This is a genomic window from Geothrix sp. 21YS21S-2 (genome assembly GCF_030846775.1).
GTDB lineage: Bacteria > Acidobacteriota > Holophagae > Holophagales > Holophagaceae > Mesoterricola.
Genome location: NZ_CP132910.1, coordinates 620,032 through 646,868 on the forward strand (window position 1 = coordinate 620,032; position 26,837 = coordinate 646,868).

Here is a 26,837-nt window from a genome sequence, read left to right on the forward strand (position 1 = left end):
GGCTGGGCTGGAAAAAAGCCCGGTGGTCGCACGGAACAAACGGTGCCGGGCCTTTTCCTCCCGCCCGTCCTTCTCCGGGTCGAATTCGTCCCCTTTCCAGCAACCGGGTTCCGCGCCGGCAGGCCGTCGGCGCGCCCACCCACCCTTTCGGAGTCCGAGATGAACAAGTCTCCCCTCGTTTCCACCTTCGCCCTGGCCCTGGCCCTGGCCGCCCCGTCCTTCCTGGTGGCCCAGGAGCGCGGCGCGCAGCAGTTCGACCCCCAGCTCACCACCCGTGTCGACCTGCTCCGCCAGGAGCTCCGGCGGCAGGGCAAGGACTTCGAAGTGGGGGTGAATCCGGCGATGCAGTACAGCCTCGACCAGCTCTGCGGCCTCCGGCCCGAGCTCCGCCAGTACGACTTCGCCTCCCACGCCCAGGGCGGCCACCTCAACAACGAGGTGGAGGAGCTGACGGCGACGGTCTACCCCGCCACGTTCACGGGCTGGTTCAGCCCCGTGAAGGACCAGGGCCAGTGCGGCTCCTGCTGGGCCTTCGCCACCACCGGCAACCTCGAGGGCGCCGCCCTGAAGAAGCACGGCGCCCCCCAGGGAAGGGTCAACGCCGACGGCTCCATCACCCCCAGCGGCGTCGTCACCAGCCTTTCCGAGCAGCAGGTGCTCAGCTGCAACCCCGACGGCTACGGCTGCCAGGGCGGGTGGTATTCCTACGACATGCTCATGCCCACCAACGCCAACCGGGGCTTCGGCTACTACAAGGGCGCCGTGCCCGCCACCGCCTTCCCCTACGTGTCCAACCGGGTCGCCTGCAGCTTCAGCCTCCAGACCTCGTACACCCCGGTGAGCCAGTGGGGGTACGTGGGCAACGGCTACTCCATCCCGTCGGTGACCGCCATCAAGGCCGCCATCTCCAAGTGGGGCTCCGTGAGCGTCGGGGTCTACGCGGACTCGGCCTTCCAGGCCTACCGGCGAGGCGTGTTCAGCGGCACCGACAACCGCGCCCAGCCCAACCACGCGGTCCTGCTCGTGGGCTGGGACGACGCCAAGGGCGCCTGGCTCCTCAAGAACTCCTGGAGCAGCCAGTGGGGGATCAACGGTTTCATGTGGATCAAGTACGGCGTGAACTCGGTCGGGACCTCCCCCGCCTGGGTCCTCAACTAGTTCAAAACGATCGAAGGAACGGTCCCCGGGGCAGCCCTGGGACCGTTAATGCTAAATCTAAAACAGTTGTTGCATGGCATAGGGTTTGCTGGATTCGCGGGCACGTGCCCGCCAACCCCTTTCCCCGGAGTTCCCCATGCAAAGCCACTTCCTCACCCGGTACTTCCTGGGCGCCTTCGCCGCCGCGGCCCTCGCGCTCGCACCCGCCTGCGAGTCCAAGAAGGAGGCCGAAACCCCCGAGATGCGCGAACTCGCGCAGAAGGCGGGAGAACTGGACAAGCTCTCCCAGACCGCCAGGACCGCCGGAGCCGGCCAGGCCCAGAAGCTCAAGGAGGCCGGCGTCAACGACATGAAGCCCAGCCCCGACACCCTCCAGCTCACCGAGCCCCAGAAGGCCGCCCTGGAGGCCCGCCTCAAGGCCGAGAAGAACAGCTCGTACCAGGCCCTGCTCCAGGAGGTCCTGGACAAGGACACCGAGATCAAGGAGATGAACGGCAAGATGGCCGCGCTGCGCGCCGTCCTCCCCAGGCCCGACGTGGCCCGGGAGAACGACAGCCACTACGGCATGGCCATGCGGTTCCTGCGGAAAAAGGGCGTCGGGGAGGAGCAGGCCCGCAAGCTCGTGAGCCGCGTCCTGGTCATGGACCGGATGGCCCCGGGCTTCGAGGTCTACCACTTCTACAGCAACGGCGTCTACGGCAGCTGGGTCTCCCAGGGCAAGTCCAACGTCACCCCCACCGAGCTCCAGGCGGAAGCCAAGGCCAAGCTCGAGAACGAGCGTGACGACGCCAAGACGCAGGTTTCGCGCATCACCGAGGAACTGGCCGACCTGAATGCCCAGAAGGCGAAGATCCTCGCCGACATGGAAGGGCTCCAGGCGGAGAAGACCACCATGATCGCCGACCTCCAGGCCATGACCGCCACCAGCATGGCCCAGAAGTCCCAGCTGAACTCCCTCCACTACCTGGTGGGCGAGCGCAAGGACCTGGAAACCCGCGGCATCATCGTCGTCCCCGTGTTCTCCAAGGACCGCGCCGGCACCAACTGGGCCGACGGGATCTTCACCAAGGGGCTGGACCTCCGGGAACAGGCCACGCTCACCATCACCGCCGCCGAGGTGGGCCTGAAGAAGATCGGCCGGATCTCCGTCGTCCCCGGCTCGCTCCTCAAGGACAAGCACTACACCGTGGCCCAGCCCGAGGACAAGAGCTCGGCCACCGTCACCTTCCTGGCCAAGGACCGCTTCCGCAACGAGAAGGTGGTCTTCGCGGTCACCGACTGACCGGACTCCACCCTCTGCCCGGTTTCCGTTGCGACGCAGGACCGCCGATGAAGGACCGCGCGTGCGGTACCTTCATCGGCGGCGGATGGCAGGGGGTGGCTAGTGGCGTTCCTCGTGACCCCTGTCGTGTTCCCGTTCGTGCTCGCGCTCCCGTTCGTGCTCCCGTTCGGGTTCGCGCCGGTGCCGGCCGCCCCGGGGCTCGGGGCCCGGCAGGATGCAGCCGGCCAGGATGACCAGAAGGGTCAGGCTGGTGAAAAGGACGATAAGGCGGTTTCTCATGGGCGACTCCCCGGGGGCAGCTTCGTAAGTGGGAACAACCGGACCGGGAGGAACCTCGGGGATCCGTTGCACACTCCTGCTTGGCATCATCCGTGCCGGAGGGTAAGTCTGTTCTTCCGATTACATAAATATGAACAGCCCGGGAAGGGCGCACCCGGGCTGATCAAATTGGATTCCTTCCGATCAGATTGATCAGTTAGGCAGGTGCGGGCGGGTCAGGTTCCGGCCGCCCGTCTCCGTGACCAGCATGTCGTCCTCGATGCGGATGCCGCCGTTGGGGGCCAGTTCGTCGATGAGCTTCCAGTTGAAGCGGGCCTTGTGCTCGTTCTCCCGGAAGGGGCGCAGGAGCATGGGGATGAAGTAGAGGCCGGGCTCGATGGTGATGACGTGGCCGGTCTCGATCATGCGGGTGGTGCGCAGGGTGGGGTGGGCCGCGGGGGGCGGGGCGATGCTGCCGTCGGGGCCCGCGAGCTTGCCGGCCACGTCGTGCACCTGGATTCCCAGGTGGTGGCCCAGACCGTGGGGATAGAAGGGGCGGGTGAGGCCCAGCGCCACGGCCTCGTCGGCCCCGGCGTCCACCAGGCCCTGCTCCTTGAGGAGCCCGGCCAGCTTGAGGTGGGAGAAGTGGTGCAGCTCGCCGAAGGGCATGTTGGGCCGCACGGCCGCGCAGATCTCGAGCATGTTCTTTTCCATGCCGTCCACCAGGGCCTTGAACCGGGGATCGCAGGAGGGGGCCGGGGTGGTGCGCGTGATGTCGGAGGCGTAGCCCAGGTGGCGCGCGCCGCAGTCCAGCAGCAGGGTGTTGCCTCCGCGGAAGCTGCGCTTGTTCTCGTAGTGGAGGGTGGCGCCCTTCTCGTTCTGGGCCACGATGGAGGCGAAGGCCAGCTCGAACTCCAGGCAGCCCACCGCTTCCATGAACGCGTAGTGGATCTCCAGCTCCGAGGCGCCGGCCAGGAAGGCCTTGCGGCCGGCCGCGTGACCCTTGGCGGCGGTGACGGTGGCCTCCTCGATGCAGTGGATCTCATAGGGGGTCTTGTAGCTGCGGCCCCAGTCCAGGTAGGCGGTGACGGAGGCGGGGTTCACGTCCAGGCCCGCAAGGGCGGCCCGGTCGGTCTCGTTGCCGATGTAGGCGGCGCGGGCGGGGTGGCCCACCTGCTCCCACACCGCATCGAGGCTGGGGACCTCCACCAGGTCGAAGCCCTCGGCCCAGAAGGGGGAGCCCAGGGGCAGCTGCTCGTACCAGAAGTCCTCGGGGGCGTAGCGCACCAGCATGGGCTTGGTCCCGGGCTTGAGGATCAGCACGTGGTGGGGCCCCGTGAGCGGGCAGTAGTGGCGGAAATGGGGGACGGTGTTGAAGGGGGCGTCCTGGTCGTCGGAGAAATAGGTGAAAGGCTGCCCGCTGGAGATCACCAGGGCGTCGAAGCCCGTGGCCGCCAGCGCCTTTTCCGCGTAGGCCGTGCGGGTGGCGAGGTGATCGAGGAAAAGTCCTTTGATGGGCATGCTTACTCCATGATGGCGGTGGGCCTACGGCGATTATGGGCCAAAAGGCCCCGTTTGCGACCCCGGACCGGGGGGGGTGGAACGGCGATTGCATCCCGGAAACGCGGGGGGCAAAACATGTCCAATATCAACTCTATCAATAATTCGACTTATCTCGGCAAGGTCCTGCCGTCCCAGGCGGACGGGAGCACCCAGGAGACGGGAACGGCAAACAATGCCTTCGCCGAGCTGTTCCAGTCGATCCTGGACGGCACCGCCTCGGCACAATCGACCGCCTCCACGACCCCCGCCGCCTCCGACATGAACGCCCTCGGCCAGGCCCTGGCCAGCGGGAACCTGTCGGCCGCCCAGTTGGCCTTCCAGTCCCTGCAGACGGATCTCGATGCCGCCAGGAAGGCCCACCATCATCATCCCCATCAGGACGCCGACATCACGGCGGCCGCCCAGACCGGCGCGACGACCGGCAGCACGGCCGTCACCCCCGTGGCCTCCACCACCCCCTCCGACCTGCTCAACCTGCTGATGAGCAAGAGCTAGGCGCCTGTCTACGTAATAGGAGGCCCCTAGAGGAACGACAAGGCCCGGTTCTCCGGCGCGAAGCCGTTGGACACCGCCTTCTCGAAGAACATCGCCAGGCTCTCCCGCTCCGCCTCCCCCAGGCTGTAGGAGATGTTCTCCGTGAGGTATTCCCGCAGCTCCGGCTTGGTCCAGCCGATGGTGCGCCAGGCCTCGTCCACGATGGCCGCGAGGTTCTCGCGCCCCATCTCGAGGCTCCGGTGGAAGAAGGGGCCCACGCCCCCGGGGATGTCCAGGCGGGCGGCGTCCTCCCGCACCTGCCACAACGCGAACACGAAGGGCAGGCCCGTCCAGGCGTGCCACTCCTCGGCCAGGTCCAGGACGATGAGGCCCTCGCGCCGCGTGCGCATGGCCACGTCCCCGATGAGCAGGGCCGCGTCGCACTCCGCGAGCATCGCGCCCTGGTCGGGCGCCATGTCCACAGCCCGCACGTCCACGCCGAACCGCTCCCGGAGAAGGATCTGGGCCAGGACGACGGAGGTGCGGCTGGAGGTGTCCAGGGCCAGGGTGCGGATCTCCTCGGGCGGCACCTTGGAGAGGATCACCACCGAGCGGACGCGTTTGGGGGAGGCGATGCAGAGGCCCGGTACGATCTTCAATTTGGGGATGCGGAGGTATTCAATTGAGCTGATGAGACCCGCATCCACTTCGCCCGATTTCAGCTGGTTCGCGCACAGGGAAGGCACGTGGAACTTGAGGTGGAAGTGCTCGTACCCAAGGCCATGCTTGAATCCGTAATTCAAGGGCGCGGCGTTCAGGTAGTCGATGATCGAGATCCGGAAAGGATTTGTGCTTGCCATTCTTTCATTTTATCTAGACTTGGGTGATGAGCCAGCCCACGGGAAAAATCGGTCAGGAAAATCCGGAGCGCTCGCTCCTGGAAAAGCTCATCGCGAAAGTGCGCCTGAACCCCGGCGAGTACCGGACGGTCGCCGCCATGGCCGCGGCGGCGGGGGTGGACCTGGGCCGTCTGGAGGAGCTCTTCCGGCTGCACGCCCACCGGCCGCCGGAGGTCTTCCTGGACCAGGCGCGCGTGGGCTACGCCTGCAGGCGCCTGCTCAACCACTTCGGCCCCACGGTCCAGGCGGGGGAGAGCTGCGGCTTCCTGAGCCCCGCGGCCTTCCAGGCCAGCTTCCACCGGCTGACGGGGATGACGCCCGGGAAGTACCAGTCCCTGGGCCGCGAAGGGGCCTCGTTCACCGTGGACCTGCCCGCGGGGTACCGGCAGGAGGACGTGCTCGCCTACCACGGGCGCGATCCGCTCAGCCTTTCGGAGCGCGTCGAGGGCGCCACCTTCTTCAAGGCCCTGCGCGTGGAGGACACCGACACGCTCCTCGAGCTGGAGTTCCGCGGGAAGGCGGTGAAGGTGCGGGTGCGCCCGGCGGAGAAGGCCGATCCCATCTTCATGGGCAAGGTCCACCACCGCGTGGTGCGCATGCTCGGGCTGGGCACCGACCCCGCCCCCTTCGAGGGCTACGCGTGCGCGGATCCTTCGTTCCAGGCCCTGGTGGAGGCCCGGCGCGGCCTGCGCATCCCGCTCACCGCGGACGTGTGGGAGTCCCTGGTGTGGGCCATCCTGGGCCAGCAGGTGAACCTCGCCTTCGCCTATTCCCTGCGCCGGCGCCTCACGGACCTGTGCGGCGGCGCGGTGTCCGGGGGCCTGAAGGCCCACCCCACGCCCGGGGCCGTGGCGGCCCTGGACCCCGCGGACCTGGCGCCCCTGCAGTTCTCGCGCAGCAAGGCCGAGTACGTGGTGGAGGCCGCCCGGGCCGTGGCCGCGGGCGAACTCCCCGTGGAGGCCCTGCCCGCGGGGGCCGCCACCACCGCCGAGGCCAGGCTCTCGGCGCGCCGCGGCATCGGGCCCTGGACCACCCACTACGTCATGATGCGCGGCTGCGGCTTCGGGGACTGCGTGCCCCTGGGCGACGCGGGCCTGACGGCCGCCCTCCAGCGCCACTACGGCCTGGACCACCGCCCCGACGTCAAGGAGACCGCGCGGCTCATGGCCCCCTTCGCCCCCCACCGCAGCCTGGCCACCTTCCACCTCTGGGCGAGCCTGAAGGGCGTGCCCGCGTGAGGATCTGGGCCAGCCCCCTGGGCCCCCTGGCCATGGCCGCCGATGCCGGGGGCGCCCTGGTCTACCTGGGCTTCGCGGACCACGAGCCGCGCCTGCGCCTGCTCCGGAGGCTGGCCCGGGAAGGGGGCCTGACCGATGATCCCGCCGCCTTCGCCCCGGCGGAACGCCAGCTGGACGCCTACTTCCGCCGGGTCCGCACCACCTTCGACCTTCCCCTGGCCCCCCGGGGCACGCCTTTCCAGCTGCGGGTGTGGGAGGAGCTGCGGCGCATCCCCCACGGGCGGACCGCCACCTACGGGGAACTGGCCCGGAGCCTCGGGGACCCGCTCCTCGCCCGCGCCGTGGGCGCGGCCAACGGCGCCAACCCCATCTCCATCATCATTCCCTGCCACCGGCTCGTCGGCGCCGGCGGCGGCCTCACGGGCTACGCGGGCGGCCTGCATCGGAAGCGGGCCCTGCTGGACCATGAGTTGCCCTGACGAAGGATTCCGTGAAACCCAAACGGAATGGAAAACATTGATGGCGTTCAGGTGCGAACCTCCGGCCGAAAGGGCAGGAGGGAGGCGCCGGGAATCCCGTTGAGGTCCGCCGTGCTGACGAAGATCCTTGCGAAGGCCGCCCTGGTGGCGCTGGGCACGCTCCCCTGAATCCGGGCTCAGGCCCGGCGGAACCACCCCACGCACTCCACGTGGCTGGTCAGGGGGAACAGGTCGGCCACGGCCAGCCCCTCGAGTTTCCAGGCGGGCTCCAGGCGCTTGACGTCCCGGCAGAAGGCGGCCCCGTCGCAGCCCACCAGCACCAGGTCCCCGGCGCCGGCGGTCTGCAGCTTCGCGCACAGCTCGGGCGTCAGGCCCGTCCGGGGGGGATCCAGCAGGATGAGGTCCCCGGGCGCACCCAGCCCCTCGCTCACCCATTCCGCCGCGTCGGCCTCGATGCACTCGGCCTCCGGCAGGTTGCGCGCGGCCCAGGCCACCGCCGGGGCGTCGAACTCCACCAGCACGCTGCGGGCGGCCCTGGCGCCCCTCAGCGCCGTGAAGAACCCCACGCCCCCGTAGAGGTCGAAGAGCGTGCCCGAGGGCAGCTCCCAGCCGTCCAGGATCTCGCCGAAGGCCTGCCAGGCCCAGGGCGGGCACACCTGGAAGAAGCCCCCGGGGCGGTGGGCCAGCCGGACCTCCCCGAAACGGTGGACGATGCCGCCCTGGAAGGGCTTCCAGCCGTCCGGCTCCAGGTGCCAGGTGCGGCCCTGCTCATCGGTGGCGTACACCTCGCCCGCGGGCGTGCCGGTGGCCAGCTCCCAGCGCTGGGGCCGGGTGGGCAGCATGCGGCCCTCCATGGCGTCCAGGAAGCGGGGAATGGCCTGGGACAGGGCAGGGGAGGCCGCGGGGCAGGCCGATACCGGCACCAGGGAATGGCTGTTGCGCCGGTGGTAGCCCAGGTCGCGGCCCGTCCAGTGCAGCTGGATGCGGTGCCGGCGCGCCTCGGCCGGCGCCTCCAGCCAGCGCCAGTCCGGGGCCTCGGGCAGCGCCCGGCCCAGGAGGTCGGCCACCATGGCCTTCTTCAGGTTCGCGGTCTCGCGTCCGGCCTCCCACAGTTCGCAGCCGCCGCACGTGGCCGCCACGGGGCACCCGGCCTGGGCCCTCCGGGGATCCCGGCGCACCCAGCGGGTGACCTCGCCCTCGCCGTGGCGGGGCTTCCAGCGCACGTCGGCCTCCACCTGCTCCCCGGGGAACAGGGCCAGGGGCGCCGACAGCAGGATGACCCGGCCGTCCTCCGCCCGGGCCACGCCCTTGCCGCCCCAGGCCAGGCGCTCGACGGTGAGGAGGGATTTCACGGCCGGGGAGGCCGGCTTCCGGTAGACTTCAGACTGACCTTTTGCCTTCACTGGTGGTTGCACATTGCGTCTCACGGTCGCCATCCCCCCCATGCACCGTAGCAGCCTCGAGGCGTCCCTGGGCCGCGAGGTTCGAAAAGTCCTGGAATGGACCGGGGGCGGACCCGCGGACGTGGTCCTGGGGATGGAAGGGGAAGGGCTCCTGGCCCACTGCGCCGTCTGGCCCGGGGACGAGGCCGCCCTGGCCCTGGTCAAGGTGGGTTTCGAGCGCCTCCTGGACCGAAGGAACATGGAGCGGCTCCACGAGGTGGGCAAGGCCCTGGCCTCCGAGCAGGACCTGGACCGCCTCCTGGACCAGATCCTCACCCATGGCCGCAACCTCCTCCAGGCCGAGGCGGGGTCCATCTACCTGGTGGTCCAGGAGCACGAGCTGCTCTTCGCCCACACCCAGAACGCGAAGGTGAACCTGCCCTACACCCGCTTCCAGATGCCCATCACCGGCCAGTCCATGGCCGGCTTCGCGGCGCTGACCGGCGAGACCCTGAACCTGGACGACGTGTACCGGGTCCCCCCCGAGGCTCCCTACCGCTTCAACGACAGCTACGACAAGCAGGCCGGTTACCGCTCCACTTCCATGCTGGTGGTGCCCATCAAGGACACCCGGGGCGAGATCCTGGGGGTGCTCCAGTTCATCAACCGCCAGTCCGAGGAGGGCACCGTCCCCTTCCACCCCGGGGACGTGCACCTGGCCCAGAGCCTGGCGGGCCAGGCGGGGGTGGCCATCAAGAACGCCAACCTGCGCAAGGACATCGAGATCCTCTTCGAGAAGTTCGTGGACGCCTCGGTGAAGGCCATCGAGCAGCGGGATCCGGTCACCCGGGGCCATTCCGGGCGCGTGGCCACCCTCACCGAAGGCCTGGCCCAGGCCGTCAACCTCACCCACGACGGCCCCTTCGGGGGGGTGTTCTTCAGCGACTCCCAGCTGCGGGAGATCCGCTACGCCAGCCTCCTCCACGATTTCGGCAAGGTGGGCGTGCGCGAGCAGGTGCTGGTGAAGTCCAAGAAGCTGGGGCCCAACCGCCTGGAGATCCTCCTCCAGCGCCTGCGCCAGCGCCAGCAGGAGGAGATGCTGGCCCTCCTGCGCGCCGACTGGGAATCGGGCCGGCCCTTCGAGCCCGAGCACTGGACCGGGCTCCAGGCCCGCCACCAGGCCGAGGCCGACGCGCTGATCGCCCTCCTCATCCGGAGCAACGAGCCCACGCTCATGACCCAGGACGCCCACGATGGCCTGGGCCGGCTGGGGACCCTCCACTTCACCAGCTGGGACGGCGCCACCGCCTCCGTCCTGGAGCCCTCGGACCTGGACTGCCTGAACATCCGCCGGGGCAGCCTCTCGGAGGCCGAGCGCCTGGAGATCGAGAGCCACGTCACCCACACCTACGAGTTCCTCCAGAAGATCCCCTGGACGCCCGACCTCGCCATGGTCCCCGCCATCGCCTACGCGCACCACGAGCGCCTCAACGGCAAGGGCTACCCCCGCCGCCTCACGGGCCCCGAGATCCCCCTGCAGAGCAAGGCCATGGCCATCACCGACATCTTCGACGCGCTCACCGCCCAGGACCGCCCCTACAAGTCCGCGGTGCCCCTGGCGCGCAGCCTGGACATCCTGCGGCAGGACGCCGCGGAGGGCCACGTGGACGGCGATCTGCTGGACCTGTTCATCGAGGCGAAGGTCTATGAAAGGACCGTGCCCGGCCGGGCCTGAGCCAACTTTGGGTTCGGGTCCCAGGCAGGCTATGCCAAAATGGAGGCTTGGAGTCCTCATGTCCGAAAGCCCCGAGCGCACGCCCAGAACCTTCGACGTTCTCGCCATCCAAGACCTGCTTCCCCACCGGTACCCCATCTTACTGGTGGACCGGATCCTGGACTACGAGCCCGGCGAGTGGATCCGCGGCGTCAAGAACGTCACCATCGGCGAGCAGATCTTCCTGGGCCACTTCCCCAAGAATCCGGTCTTCCCGGGGGTCCTCATCGTGGAGGCCATGGCCCAGACCGGCGGCTGCCTGGTGCTCCAGACCCTCGCGGATCGTCATGATAAACTCATATATTTCATGGCCATCGACAACGTCAAGTTCCGCAAGCCCGTGGTCCCCGGCGACCAGCTCGTCATGGAGGTCAAGGTCCTGACCAACCGCGGCAAGGTGGCCAAGCTCCGCGGGGAGGCCTTCGTCGACGGCCAGAAGGTGGCCGAGGCCGAGTTCATGTCCATGCTGGTAGATGCCCCGAAAAGTGAGGCCAAATGAGCGCACAGATCCATCCCCTCTCCGTCGTCAGCCCTGAAGCCGTCCTTGGGGAGGGCGTCGTCATAGGGCCGTTCTGCGTCGTGGAGGGCGGCTCGCGCATCGGCGCCCGCACCGTCCTGCGCAGCCATGTCGTCATCGGCCCCTTCACGGAGATCGGCGAGGACAACGACATCTACCCCCACTGCACCGTCGGCATGGGTCCCCAGGACCTGAAGTTCAAGGGCGCCCCCACCCGGCTGAAGATCGGCGACCGCAACGTGTTCCGCGAGGGCTGCACCCTGCACCGCGGCACCGAGGGCGGCGGCGGGCTCACCACCGTGGGCGACGGCAACTTCATGATGACCGGTTCCCACGTCGCCCACGACTGCCACGTGGGTTCGAACTGCATCTTCGCCAACTGCGCCACCCTGGCCGGCCACGTGGAAGTGGGCGACTTCAGCAACATCGGCGCCTTCTCCGCCGTCCACCAGTTCTGCCGGGTGGGTCCCCACGCCTTCATGGGCGGGTTCACCGTGGCCACCATGGACGTGCTCCCCTACATGAAGACCGCCGGCGCCCGCGACACCAAGAGCTACGGCGTCAACACCATCGGCCTTCGCCGCAAGGGCTTTCCCGACGCCTCCGTGGAGGGGCTGGTCAAGGCCCACCGGATCCTCTTCCACTCCGGCCTGCTCCGCGAGGAGGCCCTGGCCAAGGTGGAACAGGAACTCTCCGGCATTCCCGAGGTCGGCATCCTCACCCGCTTCATCCGCGAGAGCAAGCGGGGCATCCACCGTGGTTGAGAAGCCCCGTTCGGCCACCGTGGCCCTCGTGGGCCTGCCCAACTCCGGCAAGTCCACCCTGCTCAATACGCTCGTCGGCGAGAAGCTGGCCGCCGTGAGCCAGATGCCCCAGACCACCCGGGGCCGCATCACCGGCATCGTCAACCGCGGCAGCGCCCAGCTGGCCTTCCTGGACACCCCCGGGGTGCACCTGGCCCGCCACGCCCTCAACCAACGCATGCTCCACTACGTGGACATGGCCCTGGACGAGGCCGACCTGCTGCTGTGGGTGGTGGACGCCAGCGGCTTCCTGGGCCCCGGCGAGCGGGAGCTGGCCAAGCGCCTCCAGGGGGCGCGCCAGCCCGTGTACCTCGTCCTCAACAAGCTGGACCTGGTCTCCAAGGGCACGCTCCTGGAGAAGATCGCCGAGTACAAGGACCTCCTGGAATTCAGGGAGATCATCCCCGTGGGCGCCAAGCTGGCCCAGAACCTGGACCCCCTCTGGGCCATCCTGGAGCGGGACGCCCTGGACCACGAGTGGACCTACGGCGACGAGACCTTCACGGACCAGACCGAGCGCGCCATGGCCACGGAATTCATCCGCGAGAAGATCCTGCGCAAGACCCGCGAGGAGGTCCCCCACGGCGTCGCCGTGGCCATCCAGGCCTGGGTGGAGGCGGGCGAGGCCGACTATCCCGAGGACGGCCCCGAGGGCGGCACCTACATCGAGGCCCAGATCCTCGTGGAGCGCGCCGGCCACCGCAAGATCCTCCTGGGCTCGGGCGGCGAGATGATCAAGGACATCCGCCAGAGCGCCCAGCGGGAGCTGAAGAAGCTCCTCCAGCGCCCCGTGCGCCTGGCCCTGCACATCAAGGTCGCCGAAGGCTGGCGGGACCGGCCGGACCAGCTGGACAAGCTGAATCTGTAACAACCCCTCCGAGCCTTCCGGGTTTTCATCACATCCCGCCCGGCCCGGCGGTTCCGGGAGGCCGGGCCGGTAGAATGGAGGCGAATCCATTCGTCCGGTCCAGGAGAATCCATGCGTCCATCCGCCCAAGCCACGATCGGGATCGTCCTTCTTGCCGGCTCCCTCTCCGCGGCCACCCCGGGCATCGATACCCGCCTCATGGACCGCGCCGCCGCTCCGGCTTCCGACTTCTACCGGTATGCCAACGGCGCCTTCGACCAGCAGCCCATTCCTCCCGAGCGCTCCTACTGCGGCGTGAACCTGGAAATCGACAACCGCAACCGGGCCATCCTCAAGGAGATCCTCGAGTCCTGCGCCCGGGAGGCCGCGCCCGGGGGCACGCCCGCCCAGCGCATCCGGGACTTCTACCTGAGCGGCATGGACCAGGCGGCCGTCGACAAGGCCGGCGTGGAACCCCTGGCCCCGATGCTGAAGGCCATCCGCGCCGCCCGCACCCCCGCGGACCTGGCCGGCATCATGGGCCGCATGAGCCGCATGGGGGTCACCGCGGGCTTCGCGTTCGGCGTGGAGCAGGACCCCAAGTCCAGCCGCACGCACCTGCCCGTCGTGGCCCAGGGCGGCCTGGGCCTCCCCGAGCGGGAGTTCTACTTCCGCCAGGACGCCACCACCCGGGACCAGCGGGCCGCCTATGTGAAGCACATCGACCGCATGTTCGAGCTCGCCGGCGCGCGGCCCGGCTCCGCCGCGCGGGTCCTGGCCCTGGAGACCCGCCTGGCCAAGGTGAGCCGCAAGCTGGTGGACCTGCGCGACCCCGAGGCCAACTACCACAAGCTGGACCGGGAGGCCCTGGCCGCCGCGGCCCCCGGCTTCCCCTGGGCCGCCTGGTTCCAGGCCGTCGAGCTGCCCGCCTCCCAGCGCTTCCTGGACGTGGGCCAGCCCGAATACGTCCGGGGCCTGGGCCGCCTGGTTCGCACGGTCCCCGTGGCCGACTGGAAGGCCTACCTCACCTACCGGCTCCTCAGCACCCTCGCCCCCTACCTCGGCTCCGCCCTGGAGGCCGAGGACTTCGCCTTCTACGGCCGGAAGCTCACCGGTTCGCAGGAGATGCGCCCCCGCTGGGAACGCGTCCTGGGGGTGGTGGACGCGGGCATCGGCGAGGACCTGGGCCAGCTGTACGTCCAGCGGGCCTTCTCCCCCCAGGCCAAGGCCAAGGTCCAGGAGATGGTGAAGTTCCACCTGGAGGCCCTGCGGGCCTCCATCCAGCGCGCCACCTGGATGGGCGCGGCCACCAAGGTGCAGGCCCTGAAGAAACTGGATTCGCTGCACGCCAAGGTGGGCTACCCCGACACCTGGCGGGACTACGGCTCCATGGGCCTCAGGCCCCAGCCCTACGTCCTGAACGTCCTGGCCGCCAAGGCCTTCGAGGCCCGGCGCGCCCTGGCCAAACTGGGCCGGCCCGTGGATCCGGGCGAGTGGGACATGAGCCCCCAGACCAACAACGCCTACTACAACCCGTCCCTCAACGAGATCGTCCTGCCCGCGGGCATCCTCCAGCCCCCCTTCTTCGACGAGCGGGCCGATGACGCCAGCAACTACGGCGAGCTGTCCTCCACCATCGGCCACGAGCTCCTCCACGGCTTCGACGACCAGGGCAGCCAGTTCGACGCCGAAGGCAACATGCGCAACTGGTGGACCCCCGAGGACCGCAAGGCGTACGAGGCCCAGACCGAAGCCGTCGTGCGGCAATACGACGCCTACGAGCCCTTCCCGGGCGTCCACGTGCAGGGCCGCCAGACCCTGGGCGAGAACCTGGCCGACATCGGCGGCCTCAAGATCGCCCTGGAAGCCTGGAAGCTGGCCACCGCCGGCAAGCCCCGGGCCGTGGTGGACGGCCTCACGCCCGAGCAGCGGTTCTTCGTGGGCTTCGCCCAGAGCTGGCGCACCAACATGCGGCCCGAGCTGGAGCGCTACATCCTGCAGTCCGACGTGCACTGTCCCGCCCGGCTGCGGGTGACCGGATCCGTGGCGGCCCTGCCGGAATTCCGGTCCGCCTTCCCCGGCGCCCCCGCCGACCGCAAGGCCACGGACGCCCAGTTCACCCTCTGGTAGGGGCAGCCATGAAGAGAACGCTTGACTCCACAATGAAATACATAGATTTCATCAAGCGGTTTCCCGCGCTTGGGGAAGCCTGGAACACGATCCACCGGGAAGAGGCCCAGGGCCCCCTGGACGCCCGCATCCAGCGCCTGGTGAAGCTGGCCGTGGCCATGGGCGCCTTCCGGGAAGGGGCCGTGCACTCCGCCGTGCGCAAGGCCCTCAAGGCCGGCATCACCCGGGAGGAGCTGGAGCAGGTGGTGGCCCTGGGCGCCTCCACCCTGGGCATGCCCTCCTCCGTGGCCGTCTACACCTGGGTCCAGGACGTCCTGGACAAGGCCGAGTGAAGGCCGGACTGCTCCTCCTCACCGGAGGCAAGGGCCGCCGGTTCGGCGGCCCCAAGCACGCCCAGCCCCATCCTCGGGGCGGCACCTGGGGCGGGTACCTGGCGGGCGTATTCGAGGCGGTCTTTCCCGGCGGACCGGTCCAGGTGCTGGGCGAACCCCTCCCGGACCGGCCGGACCTGATCCCCATGGCCGACCCCGGCCAGGGCCCCGCCGCCGCCCTGGCGCACTGGGCCGGCCGGGCGGCGGGGACCCCCGAGCGCTGGTGGGTGGTGGCCTGCGACCAGGTGCGCTGGACCCCCGAGGCCCTGGCCGCCTGGCATGGCCGGGTCCTGGAGGCCGACCCTCGGGCCGAACGCTGGGTTATGGCCCACGTGGACGACCATGCCCAGTACCTGGGGAGCTTCCTCCCAACCCGCCTGCTGGGGACTCTGGCCACCCTGCAGGCCGCCAGCCTGAGGGACCTGGCCCGCGCCCTCCCCACGGTGACCGTGCCCTGGCCCCACCCCTGCTGGGCCGACGTGGACACCCCGGGGGCCCTGGAAGACTGGCTCGGCCAGGGACCTCCTCACGTGTGATGGACCGCGGCCGCACTGCATGCAAAGGCCCGGCAGAAGTCTCAAACCAGCTTGTCCGCCCCTGCCGCCTTTGCCGATTTTCTATCAAACGTGAGCAGTTTCCTTGCCCCTGACGACCTCGCCTGATGGAGCGCGAGGCAGTCTGCAAAGTCGGCGGGTCCCGTCTTGAAGGGCTCCAAAGCAGCCAACACATCCGCGGAACGATCCAGGTGGATGGTCGATTGCGTTTCAGGCCGTTCAACTCCTTGCGCCGCCAGCTTGGGGCCCCCTCACTTGTGATAGACCACGAACCCGACCCGGCGGGACCTCTCCTCGGCCGGGTCCTCATGGTCGTCCAGCTCCGCGGGCGTGGCGGGGCGGGGGGGCAGTTCCTCGTCCTGGACGTACCAGCCGTCGTTCCCGCGCACGACCGCCCAGGCATGATTTTCCGAGTCCATGCCCAGTGCCGTGGGGTGGAGGGTGATGCTGCCCCGGGGGGTGGCGGTGCCCTGGGCCTTGTCCACCGTGAACGTGGGGATCTGCACGGTGGCAGAGAAGGCCACGGGCTTGCCCGGCGCGGGGACCCGGTTGACGCTCAGGAAGGCCGTTTCCGGCACAAGGGTGGGATAGGTGTGGACATGGGTCGTGTGGGCGCCAACGCTCCAGCAGTCGGGCACCGTGAGGACCCGGACGAGGAAATCGGCCAGCGTGTGCACGGGCGCCAGGTCCCGGCCGCCCGGGCCTGCGGACAGGTTCAACCTGAGGGGGAAGGAATCGTCATAGGTAGCGGTTGCCGCCGGGTCCGTCGAGGTGGTCCGGACAGTCGTGGCGATGGCGAAGGCGTCCGGTTTCCCGAGGACCGACAGCAACAGGTCGATGAAGTCGGACGGCTGACCGCCGTAGGCCTGCGCCCGTTTGAAGGTGGTGGTCGTGCGTTCGTGCCTGGCCAGAGCGTCGAAGAAGCCGGCGACGACGTCCTTCGCCGGAGGCTGCCCGGGGGCATCGGCGGACCGGATGAAGTTGATCACCTGGCGCAACTGGCGGCGGAGGTTGGCCGTGGGGAGGTCGTCCCCGGGCGTGTCGGCCAGGACGGGATCCAGGGCCGGGACGCTGGCGAGCAGCTTGAAGGAGGCGTTGATGAAACACGCCGCGCCCTGGTTGGGCAGCCCGGGCCAATGGCGGACCTTCGCCGCGTCGAAGGGCACCACGCGCGCGTCCGGGGAAGGGGGCAAGGGCTTGGGGGCCTCCTTCTCCTCCTTGCGCTCCTGGGGCGGAGGGAGGGGGTTGGCGGCCAGGGGCAGGGCCAGAAAGGAGGTTGTAAGGAGGGACAGAAGCTGCAGGGGCCGGCGTAGGGAGGCGGGGAGGTGTCGCATCCAGTATTTATGATTGATTACGGATGGAGGTTCCAGCCCTTCCCGCTCCTACAGGATCTTCAGCTGCACCAATTCCGCAACGGCCGGTAGCTCCCCGGCTTCCACCACGGCGAAGCGGATCCCCCGGCCTTCCGCATAGGGCCTGGCCTCCGCGAGGAGCTGCTTGATGCCCGCGGGCAGGGGCCCGGCCATCGCCGCCTGATAGGCCCGGCCGCCCAGCACGACCGCCACCCACACCCTGCCTTCATCCGGCGTGAGGTAGAGCAGGGTCCGCCCCCGGTGCTGAAGCAGGCACATGCGCCCGAAGGGCGTCTTGGACGGCTTCCAGGTCCGTTCGAGGGGGGACCGCACCGCCTCGGCGGCCGCGAGGATGCCGTCCCAGAGGGGGAAGGCGGGGCCCAAGGCCGCACGCAGTTCGCCTTCATCGGGTGCTGGGAGTATCGATGGCAGGGGAGACCTCGCGAAGGGGAGGGGGGCAGCGCGGGCGTCAGTCCCTGAACTGGACCCAGTCCTCCAGGGGCGCGCGCTCGGTGCGCAGCGCATTTTCGGGAGCTTGCGGGTCGGCGTGCCCGAGCGACATGCCGCAGACGATCGCCTGGCTGTCGGGAATGCCGAGCTCCTCCCGCAGGACGCGGTGGAACTGGATGAACGCGGCCTGCGGACACGTGTCCAGGCCCCGGGCCTTGGCGGCCAGCATGAGGGTCTGCAGGAACATCCCGTAGTCCAGCCAGCTTCCCTGCTCCAGGACGGTGTCCACCGTGAAGATGAGCCCCACCGGCGCATCGAAGAACTTGAAGTTCCGGGCATGCTGTTCCTGCATGCGCCTTGCGTCGCCCTTCTGGATCCCCAGCAGGCCGTACAGCGCGAAGCCGACCTTGCGCCGGCGCTCGACGTAGGGCGAGATCCAGCTCTTCGGGTAGTACGGGTAGGGATCCGAGTGGGCCGCCGATGCCTCGGGATCGTTGCAGAGCGCGACCAGCCGTTCGCTGACCCGCTTCAAGGCGGCGCCCGTCAGCACCCAGGCCTTCCAGGGCTGGATGTTGGTTCCGGAGGGCGCATGGGACGCGAGGGAGAGGATCGCGGCGATCTCCTCCCGGGGTACGGGATCGGGCAGGAAGGCGCGGCAGGAATAGCGGCCGGTTATGACATCCTCCACGGCGGATCGGGTCGTTCCGGTCATCGCTGCACCCCCTGGATTGGATGAACAGATAGTAGCGGATCCCATATTCAGTAGATACCCGGGAATCTGGGGTACAGGGCGGGCAGCGGCTGGGAGGCGAAATGGGCCCAGACAAGGAGGCAGAACCACAGGCTGTACCGGCACCGCTCCAGCATCTGGATCTTCGCCTTCTTCAACAGGGCCTGGATGCCCTGATCCCGGACGCCCTGGTTCTCGTATTCGAATCGCAGGAAGGAGGAGGCGGCGTTTTCCAGGTGGATCCGGAGCGGGTTCCAGAGCGCCTCCAGGGCGCGGAGCTGCTGCCCGGCCATGCCGAGGACGCGCTCGGCGTCGGCGGCCCGGGACCGGTAGTCGAGCGCCTTGATGGCGAGGACGCCGGAAAAGGGACTGCGGGTGCGGGTGAGTTCATCGAGGAGGACCAGGCTGGACCCGGTCGTATAGATCCTGACCTTCTCATTGCTGGCCGCCAGCTCATAGTCCACGTAGTTCACAGGGTACATTTCCGCTTCGAACTTGATGGCCCGACCGGCGCCTGTGCCGTCCATGAACCAGGCTTTTGTCAGGAGATAGGACTGCCATGTATTCCATTGGCCTTGCACGGCGGATTCCAGCTGAAGGAACTTGAAGTCCTTGATGTAAGTGATTGCCTCGCTGGATTCCTGCCTGTGGCTGCCAGCGATGACCAGATTCCGGGACAAGGCATTGAAGCTGCCGTTCTTCTCATCTGCCTGATAACAGGCCCCGATCTCGGCTTCCAGGTCCTGGAGCTCCTTGAGGATGCGGGCCCGGGAGGCGGAATACCCAGTCCTGGCCTCCTGGACCGAAGGCGGGATGGCCGGGATCTCGATGGTGCTTCCCTGGACTTCCTGGACGGCCGCCTGCGGCTTCGACGCCTTTCCCCCAGGGATCGGCTGGAATAGTAGGCATGCCGTCAATGTCAGATGCATCCGTACAGGATAGGGTGAAATGATATTCACCTTTTGCGGTATTGGGGTCCTGCACTCAATCCTTGAGGGATTACGTTCCGGTACCTGGTTGGACTGGGTTGGCTGTCCTTCCGATCATTTGCGCCGACCCACTTCGCATCGAACGTGGAATTCGGAATGTGTCAGAAAAGGACCAAACGCAGAGGATTCGCTGGGGCGCTGAGAGCAGACGTCTTTCTCATCGCCCCAGCGTTTAGTCTTTCCTTAAGTAATGAAAACAAATAGTCATTGCATGGTGGGTCGTGGGCAAGGGGACAAGCCGCCTGCCAACCTAGTCCATCTACTTCGCCGCCACCTCAGGCGCCTTCTCCCGGGTGAATGTCACCACGTAAGGCTCCCTCCCCGCGAGGATCTCCGTGGTATCCACCACGAAGAACACCGTCGCCGCCTGCTTGCCCGGGTTCTGGTAGGTCGCCTCCGGATTCCCCGTGCGGATCAGGTTCTGGAGCATGCCCTGCTCCAGCTGCCCGTTCCTGTTCACGCACTTCACCACGTACCAGGCCTCGTGGTCCGAACGGAGCCTGGCGTGGACCTTCTCGCCGGGGGCCGTTTCCACCCGGTAGGCCTGCCAGCCCGCGGGGCCGGAAACCTCGTGGGTGACGGCGATGGCCTCCCCCTTGGGCACCTCCACGGCCGGAAGGAAGCCGGTGCGCCTGGCGGAACGGCGGATCTTGACCTCGATGCCGGAATTGCCGGGGCCCACGGCCAGGTCGCGCAGGCGCTCGGAAGGCATCGGGCCCGGCACCACCGGGAGGACCTTCCCGAGCACGTCGATGGCGGGGGTCTGTGCCAGCGCCAGTCCGGAAACCAGAAAACCCATGACCCAGGCTCGCATGTCGCACCTCCAGCCCCAAGGATGGGCGCCCCGGCCCTCCGCCGCAAGGAAGGCGGCGCTGGCCTTTGGGGGCCGGGGCCTCTAAACTGGACTTTCCATCCTTCCGAGGTGCTTTTGAGCGGACAAACCACTGACCTTGCCGATCTGGAACGGCCCATTCTCGACCTCGAGGCCCAGATCCGGGCCCTGGAGATGGACCCGGCCAAGACCAAGGAGCGGGACCGCCTCCGCAAGAAAGTGGACAAGCTCAAGGCGGAGGTCTTCGCCTCCATCACCGACTGGCAGCGCACCCAGCTGGCCCGGCACCCCCGCCGGCCCTACACGCTGGACTACATCGAGCGCATCTGCGACCGGTTCGAGGAGATCCACGGGGACCGGAACTTCGGGGACGACGCGGCCATCGTGGGCGGCATGGGCTGGATCGGGGGCTTCCCGGTGATGGTCCTGGGCCAGCAGAAGGGCCGGGACACCAAGCAGAAGATCATCCGCAACTTCGGGATGCCCAAGCCCGAGGGGTACCGCAAGGCCCTGCGCCTCATGAAGCTGGCCGAGAAGTTCAACCGGCCCGTCCTCACCCTCATCGACACCCAGGGCGCCTACCCGGGCCTGGACGCCGAGGAGCGGGGCCAGGCCGAGGCCATCGCCCGGAACCTGAAGGAGATGGCCCGGCTCAAGGTGCCGGTGGTGGCCGTCGTCATCGGGGAGGGGGGCTCGGGCGGCGCGCTGGCCCTGGGCGTGGCCAACACCGTCCTCATGCAGGAATACGCGGTCTACTCCGTCATCACCCCCGAGGGCTGCGCCTCCATCCTCTGGAAGGACGCCTCCCAGGCCCCGGCGGCCGCGGAGGCCCTGAAGATCACGGCCCCGCATCTGCTGGCCCAGGGGCTCATCGACGGCATCATCCCCGAGCCGCTGGGCGGCGCCCACGGGGACTGGGACCAGGCGTCCTCCCTGCTCAAGGACGCGGTGCTCAAGGCCCTGGAGGCCCTGCGCCCCCTGGGGCCGCAGGAGCTCATCGACCAGCGCTACGAAAAGTTCGCCCGCATGGGCAGCGTAGTCCGATGAACCCGCTGCCCTGGCGCATGCGCCGGGCCCCCGTGCCGGGCACCAGCCCCTGGACGGCCCTTGCCCGGGCCTGGGACCTCAGCCCCGAAGGGGCGCGCCTGGCGTGGCTGCGGGACGCCGAGGGCGAGGAGCTGGGCTGGCGCCTGGACCCCTCCTGGGCCCGGTCCACCGACCCCTTCCTGCTGCCGGGCGTGGCCGCGGCGGTGGCGCGCGTCCGCGCGGCCTGCGAGGCGGGCGAGACCATCTGCGTCTACGGCGACTACGACGTGGACGGCGTCACGGCCACGGCCCTGCTCATGCGGGTCCTGGAGAAGCTGGGGGCCAGGGCCAGCTTCTTCATCCCCAACCGGTTCAACGACGGCTACGGCCTCAACCTGGAGTGCATCCGGGAGGTCGTCGCCGAGCGCAGGCCCACCCTGCTCATCTCCGTGGACTGCGGCGTGCGCAGCGTGGCGGAGGTGGAGGCCACGAAGGAGCTGGGCGCCGACTGGATCATCACCGACCACCACGCCCTGGGCCCCGTGCTGCCGCCCTGCCCGGTGGTGCACCCGGGCCTGGAGGACTATGCCAATCCCTCCCTGGCCGGCGTGGGGGTGGCCTTCAAGCTGGCCCAGGCCCTGCTGGACGCAGCGCCCACGCCGCGCGCGGAGGACGGGCCGTTCCTGGACGGGCTCCTGAAGCTGGTGGCCCTGGGCACGGTGGCCGACATGGTGCCGCTGCGGGGCGAGAACGCCCTCCTGGTCAAGCGCGGGCTCCTGGCCATGGCCGGAGCCAACGGGCCGGGGCTCTCGGCCCTCCTGCGGGCCTCCAAGGTCGACGGCGCGGTGCGGGGCAAGGACATCGGCTTCCAGATCGGCCCCCGCCTCAACGCCGTGGGCCGCATGGGCGGGGCCGAGGACGCGGTGCGCCTCCTCCTGGCCCGGGACGCGGCCACCGCCGCCGGCCTCATGGAGCGGGTGGAGGCCCTCAACCTGGAGCGCCGGGAGATCCAGCGCGCCCTGGGCGAGCAGCTCCCGCCGCCTGGGGAGGAGGCCTTCGACCTGGTGGTTGAGCCCACCGCCCACAAGGGCGTCATCGGCATCGTGGCCGGCCACCGCATGCGCGCAGCCCAGCGCCCCTCCGCGGTGTGCACCGTCATCGACGGCGTGGCCCACTGCTCCGTGCGGGCCCCGGAGGCCTACGACCTGCGCGCCCTCCTGGAGCTGGCCCGGCCGTACCTCACCACCGGCGGCGGGCACCGCTACGCCGCCGGCATGACCTTTCCCATGAGCAACCTGCGGATGGTCAAGCGGACCCTGGAGCTGGGCGCCCGGGAACAGGCGGTGGGCGCCCCCGGCGCCGCCGTGGTGGTGGACGGCGCCGGCACCCGGCTGGCCCCCTCCCGCGCCGAACTGGAGCGCCTCGAGCCCTTCGGCCAGGGCTTCCCGGAACCCCTGCTGCTCGTCGAAGGCCAGCTGCTCGGGCAGCCCAGGACCTTCGGCGCCGGCTACCGGAAGTTCCGGATGGCGGGCGAGGCCGAGGAGTTCACGCTCTTCGCCGAGGAGCCCCGCAGCCTCGAAGGCCGGCTCTGCCTGGCCGTGGCCCCCCAGGACCACCCCCGCTGGGGGCGCTCCTGGCGGGTGGACGGCTCGGTGGATCCCCGGGAGGCCCCATGAGCGCCTGGGCCCTCCTCAACACCCGGAGCCCCCTGTGGCGGGTGGCCGGGGGCGCGCTGGTGCTGGGCATCCTGGGCATCACCGGCGTCTACATGGGCCGGGGGCCGCGACCCCTCAAGCCCGAGAACGGGGACCCGTTCGACCTGGGCTCGGGCACCCGGGGGCGCTTCGGCACGTTCGTCGAGCAGCTGGGGGAGGGCCGGTTCGCCCTGTCCTACGAGACGATCCAGGGCACCCAGGACGAGATCACCCTGGACAAGGTCAAGGGACGCCTGGAGGAGCCCCTGACGGTCTGGGGCATGGTGTCCCCGGCCGCCCAGCGCATCAAGGGCATCTGGACCCTCATGGGGCCCATGACCGTGGACGCCCAGGACACCGCCCTCAAGGTCCCCGCAGGCCGGGGCGTCATGAAGGAGACCGGACCCGCCCTGGGCTGGGACCACGGCGTGTGGACGGGCCTGAGCACCCTGGTGTGGGACGACCTGCAGGGCAACGGCCGCGGGCGCTGGACCCTTCCGCCGGGCTGGCACCGTGGCCTGGACGGCCGGTTCCTCGTGGACAAGGGCCCCGTGCACTGGGTGGCCGCCGATCCCGGCGCCCTCCGGAACCTCACCGCCCAGCGCATGCAGGCCTCCTTGGGGTTCCAGGACGGCCGTCTGGAGGGGGTCGACGCGGCGCTGGAGGGCGGCGCCGTCCAGGCGGCCCTCGTGCGCATCCAGCCGGCCGATGTCCTCTTCGACGCGCCCATCGCCTTCCAGCGGGAGGACGGTTGGTCGGGCAGTGCCGGCCATGCCCTGGCGCCGCGCCCGGTCAAGGGCCGCCCCTTCGACCGCATGGAATTCCGTGATTTCAAGGCCACCCGGGCCACCGACGGCGGCCCCGAAACCCTCACCTCCCTGGGTGCCCGGTGGACCCCCGCCGGCCTGCGCCTGGAGGGGGACGTGAAGTGGGAGCAGCCCCTGGAGGGCCTCAAGGCCACCCTGAGGGCCCCCCGGGTCCTGCAGCGCACCGCCCCCGGACCCGATCTGCCGCCCGATCTCCAGGTGGGCCAGACCTGGGCGGAACCCCAGGCCGTTCTCACCTGGGGCGAGCGCTCCCTCAGCAGCCCGCGCATCGAGGGACGCCACCGCCAGCGCACCTGGAGGATCCAGGCCCCGGCCCTGGGGCGGGGCGAGCTGGGCACCTTCTCGGCCGGGGAGGGCACCGGCAACCTCCTGAAATGGCAGTTCAAAGGGCCCATCCAGGCCCGGTTCTTCGACGGGGCGCAGGTGCGCAGCGACGCCCTGGTCTGGGAGGGCAGCGTCATGACCCTCACCGGCCGGCCCGTCACCTGGACCCGACTCAGGCAGCGCCTCAGCGGCCTCAAGGTCATCAAGACGAAGGACCGGGTGGTCTTCCCCCAGGGCATCGCAGGCGCCCTGGCGGCCCAGGAAGGGGACATCAATCTGCGGGCGGACCGGGGCCAGGCCGCAGGCGACCTCCTGACGCTGGACAGCCGGGTGGAATGCCAGGGCCAAGGCTGGCGCTTGCAAGCGGAGCACATCTCGGTAACTCTTGGGCCAGGGAATGTCGTGAAGCAAATGACTGCGAATGGATCAGTTGTATTAAGGGGCCGGATGGGGGAGGGCAGGGGGGACACCCTGGACCTGGATCCGGGCAGGCAGGTGGCCACCTGGCATGGGAATGTGCAGGCCCTCACGGAGGTCCGCCCTTGACCCAGGACATCCGCCTCGAGGCCCGCAACGTCTACAAACGCTATGGCGACCGCACGGTCGTGCGTGACGTCTCCCTGAACGTCTCGCCGGGCGAAGTGGTGGGCCTCCTGGGCCCCAACGGCGCCGGCAAGACCACCACCTTCTATATGGTCGTCGGCGTGGAGGCCCCCGACCGGGGCAGCATCTTCTGGCAGGGGCAGGACATCACCAACATGCCGATGCACCGGCGGGCCCGCCAGGGAATCGGCTACCTCCCCCAGGAGTCCAGCGTCTTCAGGGGCTTGACGGTCTGGGAGAACCTGCTGGCCCTGGCCGAGTTGCAACCCGTGGGCAAGGACGAGCAGCTGGCCCGGTGCGAGAAGCTCCTGGCCGATTTCCACCTGCAGAAGGTGCGGGAGACCCTGGGCATGTCCCTGTCCGGCGGCGAGCGGAGGCGGTGCGAAATGGCCCGGGCCCTGGTCACGGACCCTCGCATCATGCTGCTGGACGAACCCTTCGCGGGCGTGGACCCGAAATCCGTACTGGAGATCCAGGGCCTCATTGCCGATCTGAAGGCAAGGGGAATCGGCGTGCTGATCACGGACCACAATGTTCGGGAGACCTTGCAGATCGCCGACCGCGCGTACATCCTTGCAGATGGAATGATCATGAAGCACGGCTTGCCCCAGGAGATCGCCGACGATCCCGACATCCGCCGGGTCTACCTCGGCGACCGTTTCAGGCTGGATTGATGGCGAACCTCGGACATAACCTCTCCCAGCGCCTAGCCCAGAGCCAGACTCTGGCGCTCACGCCCGCCATGCAGCTGAAACTCAAGCTGTGGCAGATGAACCTCCTCGAACTGAGCCAAACCATCGAGCGGGAGCTCGGCGAGAACCCCCTCCTGGAACTGCTGGAGGACGGGGACGAGACCCCCACCCTGGAAGCCCTGGAAGAGGGCCACGACTCCGAGGTGACCGAAGCCGAGGCCGGCGGGGAAGTCCCCGAAGGCAGCGATTCCGTGGACCTGGGCCCCCTGCCCGAAACCCCCGGGGAGATGAACCCCGAAGCGGACCTGGAGGCCTTCACCGAGGCCGGCATCTCCCAGGTGCAGGAAACCGAGATGGGCGCCGAGAACTCCTGGGACCTGGACGTACCCCGCACCAGCAGCCTGCCGGACGACGAGCGCACCAGCTGGGAGGACCGCCTCAGCAGCACCGAAACGCTGCAGGAGCACCTCATCGGCCAGCTCTACCAGACGTTGGACCCGGATGATCCGAGGGCCTTCCATCTGGAAGCGCTCATCGATCACGTGGATCCCAAGGGCTTCCTCCGCCTGGACCCCGACCAGCCCGCCGAGACCACTCCGAAGGAACTGGCCCGGGAACTGGGCATCGACGAGGAGCTGCTCCGCGAATTGCTGGAGATCCTCCAGGAGTTCGATCCCTCCGGCGTCGGCTGCTTCAACGTGAAGGAGAGCCTCCTGGTGCAGCTGCGCCACGCCGGGGCCGAACCCGACGACCTGGCCGTGCGCATCATCCTGGAGCAGGCCGACCTCCTCAGCCAGCGGGACAACGTCAAGCTGCGCAAGGCCATGGGCTGCACCGAGGAGGACCTGGGCGAGGCCCTGGCCATCCTGCGCCACCTCCACCCCACGCCGGGCCGGGCCTTCGATCCGGAGAGCGAGCGGGTCGTGAAGCCCGACGTGGTGGTGCTCAAGGGCGAGGACGGCAACTGGAAGGTGTACCTCAACGACGAGACCGTCCCCCGCCTGCGGGTGAGCGGCGAGTACCGCCACTTCCTGGCCAGCGCCGAGGCCAAGGACGACAAGGATTTCATCCGGGACAAGTACCGTTCCGCCCGGGACTTCATCCGGGGCGTGGAGGACCGCAACCGCACCGTCCTGCGGGTTTCCGCGTCCATCGTGGACCTGCAGAGGGAATTCCTGGAGCACGGCATCGAGCGCCTGCGCCCCATGGTCCTCCGGGACGTGGCCGAGTCCACCGGATTCCATGAATCCACTATTTCGCGCGTGGTGAAGGCCAAGACCATCCACACGCCTCAGGGCCTGTTCGACCTCAACTACTTTTTCAGTGCCAGCCTCGGCTCCAACAGCGGCGACGACGTCTCCGCGACGGTGGTCAAGCACAAGATCAAGGCATTGGTGCAGGCCGAGGACCCTGCCAAGCCCTTGTCGGACGAGACCATCGCCAAGCTCCTGGAGCGGGACGGCATCAAGGTCGCCCGGAGGACCGTCAACAAGTACCGCGAGGAATGCAAGATCCCCCCCGCATCCCGGCGCAGACGACGTTGAACGAAACCCCCGGTCGGCGCACTCAGGACGTAGTGTCGTTTTTCA

General features: G+C 69.0%; 26 protein-coding genes. 17 read left to right on the plus strand and 9 right to left on the minus strand.

Features of this window, described 5'->3' with window-relative positions; translation table 11 throughout:
* Nucleotides 1-159 precede the first annotated feature (159 nt).
* Together RAH40_RS02805 and RAH40_RS02810 are read left to right on the plus strand one after the other, a co-directional pair.
* Nucleotides 160-1,158 (plus strand): C1 family peptidase, encoded by a 999-nt coding sequence (locus tag RAH40_RS02805; protein WP_306600553.1) that lies wholly within the window; start codon nucleotides 160-162, stop codon nucleotides 1,156-1,158.
* A gap of 136 nt (nucleotides 1,159-1,294) precedes the next feature.
* A complete protein-coding gene (locus RAH40_RS02810) occupies nucleotides 1,295-2,440 on the plus strand; it encodes a hypothetical protein (RefSeq protein ID WP_306600554.1) in 1,146 nt (381 codons plus the stop codon).
* Nucleotides 2,441-2,539: 99 nt separating this feature from the next.
* On the opposite strand, the gene RAH40_RS02815 is transcribed toward RAH40_RS02810, so the two are convergent.
* On the minus strand, nucleotides 2,540-2,719 hold the full coding sequence (locus RAH40_RS02815) for a hypothetical protein (RefSeq protein WP_306600555.1): 180 nt from the start codon (nucleotides 2,717-2,719) through the stop codon (nucleotides 2,540-2,542).
* A 192-nt stretch (nucleotides 2,720-2,911) separates the two neighbouring features.
* On the minus strand, nucleotides 2,912-4,219 hold the full coding sequence (gene pepQ, locus RAH40_RS02820; RefSeq protein WP_306600556.1) for a Xaa-Pro dipeptidase: 1,308 nt from the start codon (nucleotides 4,217-4,219) through the stop codon (nucleotides 2,912-2,914).
* 117 nt (nucleotides 4,220-4,336) lie between these two features.
* On the opposite strand from pepQ, the gene RAH40_RS02825 reads away from it, so the two are divergent.
* The gene (locus tag RAH40_RS02825; RefSeq protein ID WP_306600557.1) at nucleotides 4,337-4,756 is read left to right on the plus strand and encodes a hypothetical protein; all 420 of its coding nucleotides are present in this window, start codon (nucleotides 4,337-4,339) and stop codon (nucleotides 4,754-4,756) included.
* Nucleotides 4,757-4,782: 26 nt separating this feature from the next.
* Here RAH40_RS02825 and RAH40_RS02830 read toward each other — a convergent pair whose 3' ends face one another.
* On the minus strand, nucleotides 4,783-5,595 hold the full coding sequence (locus RAH40_RS02830; RefSeq protein WP_306600558.1) for a menaquinone biosynthetic enzyme MqnA/MqnD family protein: 813 nt from the start codon (nucleotides 5,593-5,595) through the stop codon (nucleotides 4,783-4,785).
* Nucleotides 5,596-5,621: 26 nt separating this feature from the next.
* On the opposite strand from RAH40_RS02830, the gene RAH40_RS02835 reads away from it, so the two are divergent.
* Complete coding sequence (locus RAH40_RS02835) at nucleotides 5,622-6,872, plus strand: DNA-3-methyladenine glycosylase 2 (RefSeq protein ID WP_306600559.1); 1,251 nt, start codon at nucleotides 5,622-5,624, stop codon at nucleotides 6,870-6,872.
* On the plus strand, nucleotides 6,869-7,351 hold the full coding sequence (locus tag RAH40_RS02840) for a methylated-DNA--[protein]-cysteine S-methyltransferase (protein ID WP_306600560.1): 483 nt from the start codon (nucleotides 6,869-6,871) through the stop codon (nucleotides 7,349-7,351). Before RAH40_RS02835 ends, RAH40_RS02840 begins: the two co-directional genes overlap by 4 nt.
* 176 nt (nucleotides 7,352-7,527) lie before the next feature.
* On the opposite strand, the gene RAH40_RS02845 is transcribed toward RAH40_RS02840, so the two are convergent.
* Nucleotides 7,528-8,703, minus strand: a complete 1,176-nt coding sequence (locus tag RAH40_RS02845; protein WP_306600561.1) for a class I SAM-dependent RNA methyltransferase — start codon at nucleotides 8,701-8,703, stop codon at nucleotides 7,528-7,530.
* A 91-nt stretch (nucleotides 8,704-8,794) separates the two neighbouring features.
* Here RAH40_RS02845 and RAH40_RS02850 point away from each other — a divergent pair, with 91 nt between their 5' ends.
* The 7 genes from RAH40_RS02850 (at nucleotide 8,795) to RAH40_RS02880 (ending at nucleotide 15,711) form a co-directional block, all read left to right on the plus strand.
* Complete coding sequence (locus RAH40_RS02850; RefSeq protein ID WP_306600562.1) at nucleotides 8,795-10,468, plus strand: HD domain-containing phosphohydrolase; 1,674 nt, start codon at nucleotides 8,795-8,797, stop codon at nucleotides 10,466-10,468.
* 58 nt (nucleotides 10,469-10,526) lie between these two features.
* Nucleotides 10,527-11,006 carry a 3-hydroxyacyl-ACP dehydratase FabZ gene (gene fabZ / locus RAH40_RS02855; RefSeq protein ID WP_306600563.1) on the plus strand — a complete coding sequence of 160 codons (480 nt, stop codon included), beginning with the start codon at nucleotides 10,527-10,529 and terminating at the stop codon, nucleotides 11,004-11,006.
* Nucleotides 11,003-11,788 carry an acyl-ACP--UDP-N-acetylglucosamine O-acyltransferase gene (gene lpxA / locus RAH40_RS02860; RefSeq protein ID WP_306600564.1) on the plus strand — a complete coding sequence of 262 codons (786 nt, stop codon included), beginning with the start codon at nucleotides 11,003-11,005 and terminating at the stop codon, nucleotides 11,786-11,788. The genes fabZ and lpxA overlap by 4 nt, the downstream gene beginning before the upstream one ends.
* Nucleotides 11,781-12,695, plus strand: a complete 915-nt coding sequence (era, locus tag RAH40_RS02865; RefSeq protein ID WP_306600566.1) for a GTPase Era — start codon at nucleotides 11,781-11,783, stop codon at nucleotides 12,693-12,695. Before lpxA ends, era begins: the two co-directional genes overlap by 8 nt.
* A 111-nt stretch (nucleotides 12,696-12,806) precedes the next feature.
* Complete coding sequence (locus RAH40_RS02870; RefSeq protein ID WP_306600567.1) at nucleotides 12,807-14,804, plus strand: M13 family metallopeptidase; 1,998 nt, start codon at nucleotides 12,807-12,809, stop codon at nucleotides 14,802-14,804.
* A gap of 32 nt (nucleotides 14,805-14,836) precedes the next feature.
* Entirely contained in the window at nucleotides 14,837-15,136 is a 300-nt protein-coding gene (locus RAH40_RS02875) for a carboxymuconolactone decarboxylase family protein (RefSeq protein WP_306600568.1), read from the plus strand.
* Complete coding sequence (locus RAH40_RS02880) at nucleotides 15,133-15,711, plus strand: molybdenum cofactor guanylyltransferase (RefSeq protein ID WP_306600569.1); 579 nt, start codon at nucleotides 15,133-15,135, stop codon at nucleotides 15,709-15,711. The genes RAH40_RS02875 and RAH40_RS02880 overlap by 4 nt, the downstream gene beginning before the upstream one ends.
* 269 nt (nucleotides 15,712-15,980) lie before the next feature.
* Here the strand turns inward: RAH40_RS02880 and RAH40_RS02885 are convergent, their stop codons facing one another.
* The 5 genes from RAH40_RS02885 to RAH40_RS02905 form a co-directional block, all read right to left on the minus strand.
* The gene (locus RAH40_RS02885; RefSeq protein ID WP_306600570.1) at nucleotides 15,981-17,063 is read right to left on the minus strand and encodes a hypothetical protein; all 1,083 of its coding nucleotides are present in this window, start codon (nucleotides 17,061-17,063) and stop codon (nucleotides 15,981-15,983) included.
* A gap of 48 nt (nucleotides 17,064-17,111) precedes the next feature.
* Complete coding sequence (locus tag RAH40_RS02890) at nucleotides 17,112-17,606, minus strand: DUF3788 family protein (protein WP_306600571.1); 495 nt, start codon at nucleotides 17,604-17,606, stop codon at nucleotides 17,112-17,114.
* On the minus strand, nucleotides 17,551-18,243 hold the full coding sequence (locus RAH40_RS02895; protein ID WP_306600572.1) for a nitroreductase: 693 nt from the start codon (nucleotides 18,241-18,243) through the stop codon (nucleotides 17,551-17,553). Before RAH40_RS02895 ends, RAH40_RS02890 begins: the two co-directional genes overlap by 56 nt.
* A gap of 47 nt (nucleotides 18,244-18,290) precedes the next feature.
* The gene (locus RAH40_RS02900) at nucleotides 18,291-19,190 is read right to left on the minus strand and encodes a hypothetical protein (RefSeq protein WP_306600573.1); all 900 of its coding nucleotides are present in this window, start codon (nucleotides 19,188-19,190) and stop codon (nucleotides 18,291-18,293) included.
* Between the two features lie 319 nt (nucleotides 19,191-19,509).
* Nucleotides 19,510-20,064, minus strand: a complete 555-nt coding sequence (locus RAH40_RS02905; RefSeq protein ID WP_306600574.1) for a hypothetical protein — start codon at nucleotides 20,062-20,064, stop codon at nucleotides 19,510-19,512.
* Between the two features lie 114 nt (nucleotides 20,065-20,178).
* Here RAH40_RS02905 and RAH40_RS02910 point away from each other — a divergent pair, with 114 nt between their 5' ends.
* The 5 genes from RAH40_RS02910 to rpoN are packed head-to-tail and all read left to right on the plus strand — an operon-like array spanning nucleotide 20,179 to nucleotide 26,792.
* Nucleotides 20,179-21,129: an acetyl-CoA carboxylase carboxyltransferase subunit alpha gene (locus tag RAH40_RS02910; RefSeq protein ID WP_306600575.1), complete on the plus strand. Its 951-nt coding sequence runs from the start codon at nucleotides 20,179-20,181 to the stop codon at nucleotides 21,127-21,129.
* Entirely contained in the window at nucleotides 21,126-22,784 is a 1,659-nt protein-coding gene (locus RAH40_RS02915) for a DHH family phosphoesterase (RefSeq protein ID WP_306600576.1), read from the plus strand. The genes RAH40_RS02910 and RAH40_RS02915 overlap by 4 nt, the downstream gene beginning before the upstream one ends.
* The gene (locus tag RAH40_RS02920; RefSeq protein WP_306600577.1) at nucleotides 22,781-24,499 is read left to right on the plus strand and encodes a hypothetical protein; all 1,719 of its coding nucleotides are present in this window, start codon (nucleotides 22,781-22,783) and stop codon (nucleotides 24,497-24,499) included. The genes RAH40_RS02915 and RAH40_RS02920 overlap by 4 nt, the downstream gene beginning before the upstream one ends.
* Complete coding sequence (gene lptB, locus RAH40_RS02925) at nucleotides 24,496-25,230, plus strand: LPS export ABC transporter ATP-binding protein (RefSeq protein ID WP_306600578.1); 735 nt, start codon at nucleotides 24,496-24,498, stop codon at nucleotides 25,228-25,230. Before RAH40_RS02920 ends, lptB begins: the two co-directional genes overlap by 4 nt.
* A complete protein-coding gene (gene rpoN, locus RAH40_RS02930) occupies nucleotides 25,230-26,792 on the plus strand; it encodes an RNA polymerase factor sigma-54 (RefSeq protein WP_306600579.1) in 1,563 nt (520 codons plus the stop codon). The genes lptB and rpoN overlap by 1 nt, the downstream gene beginning before the upstream one ends.
* Nucleotides 26,793-26,837: the final 45 nt, after the last annotated feature.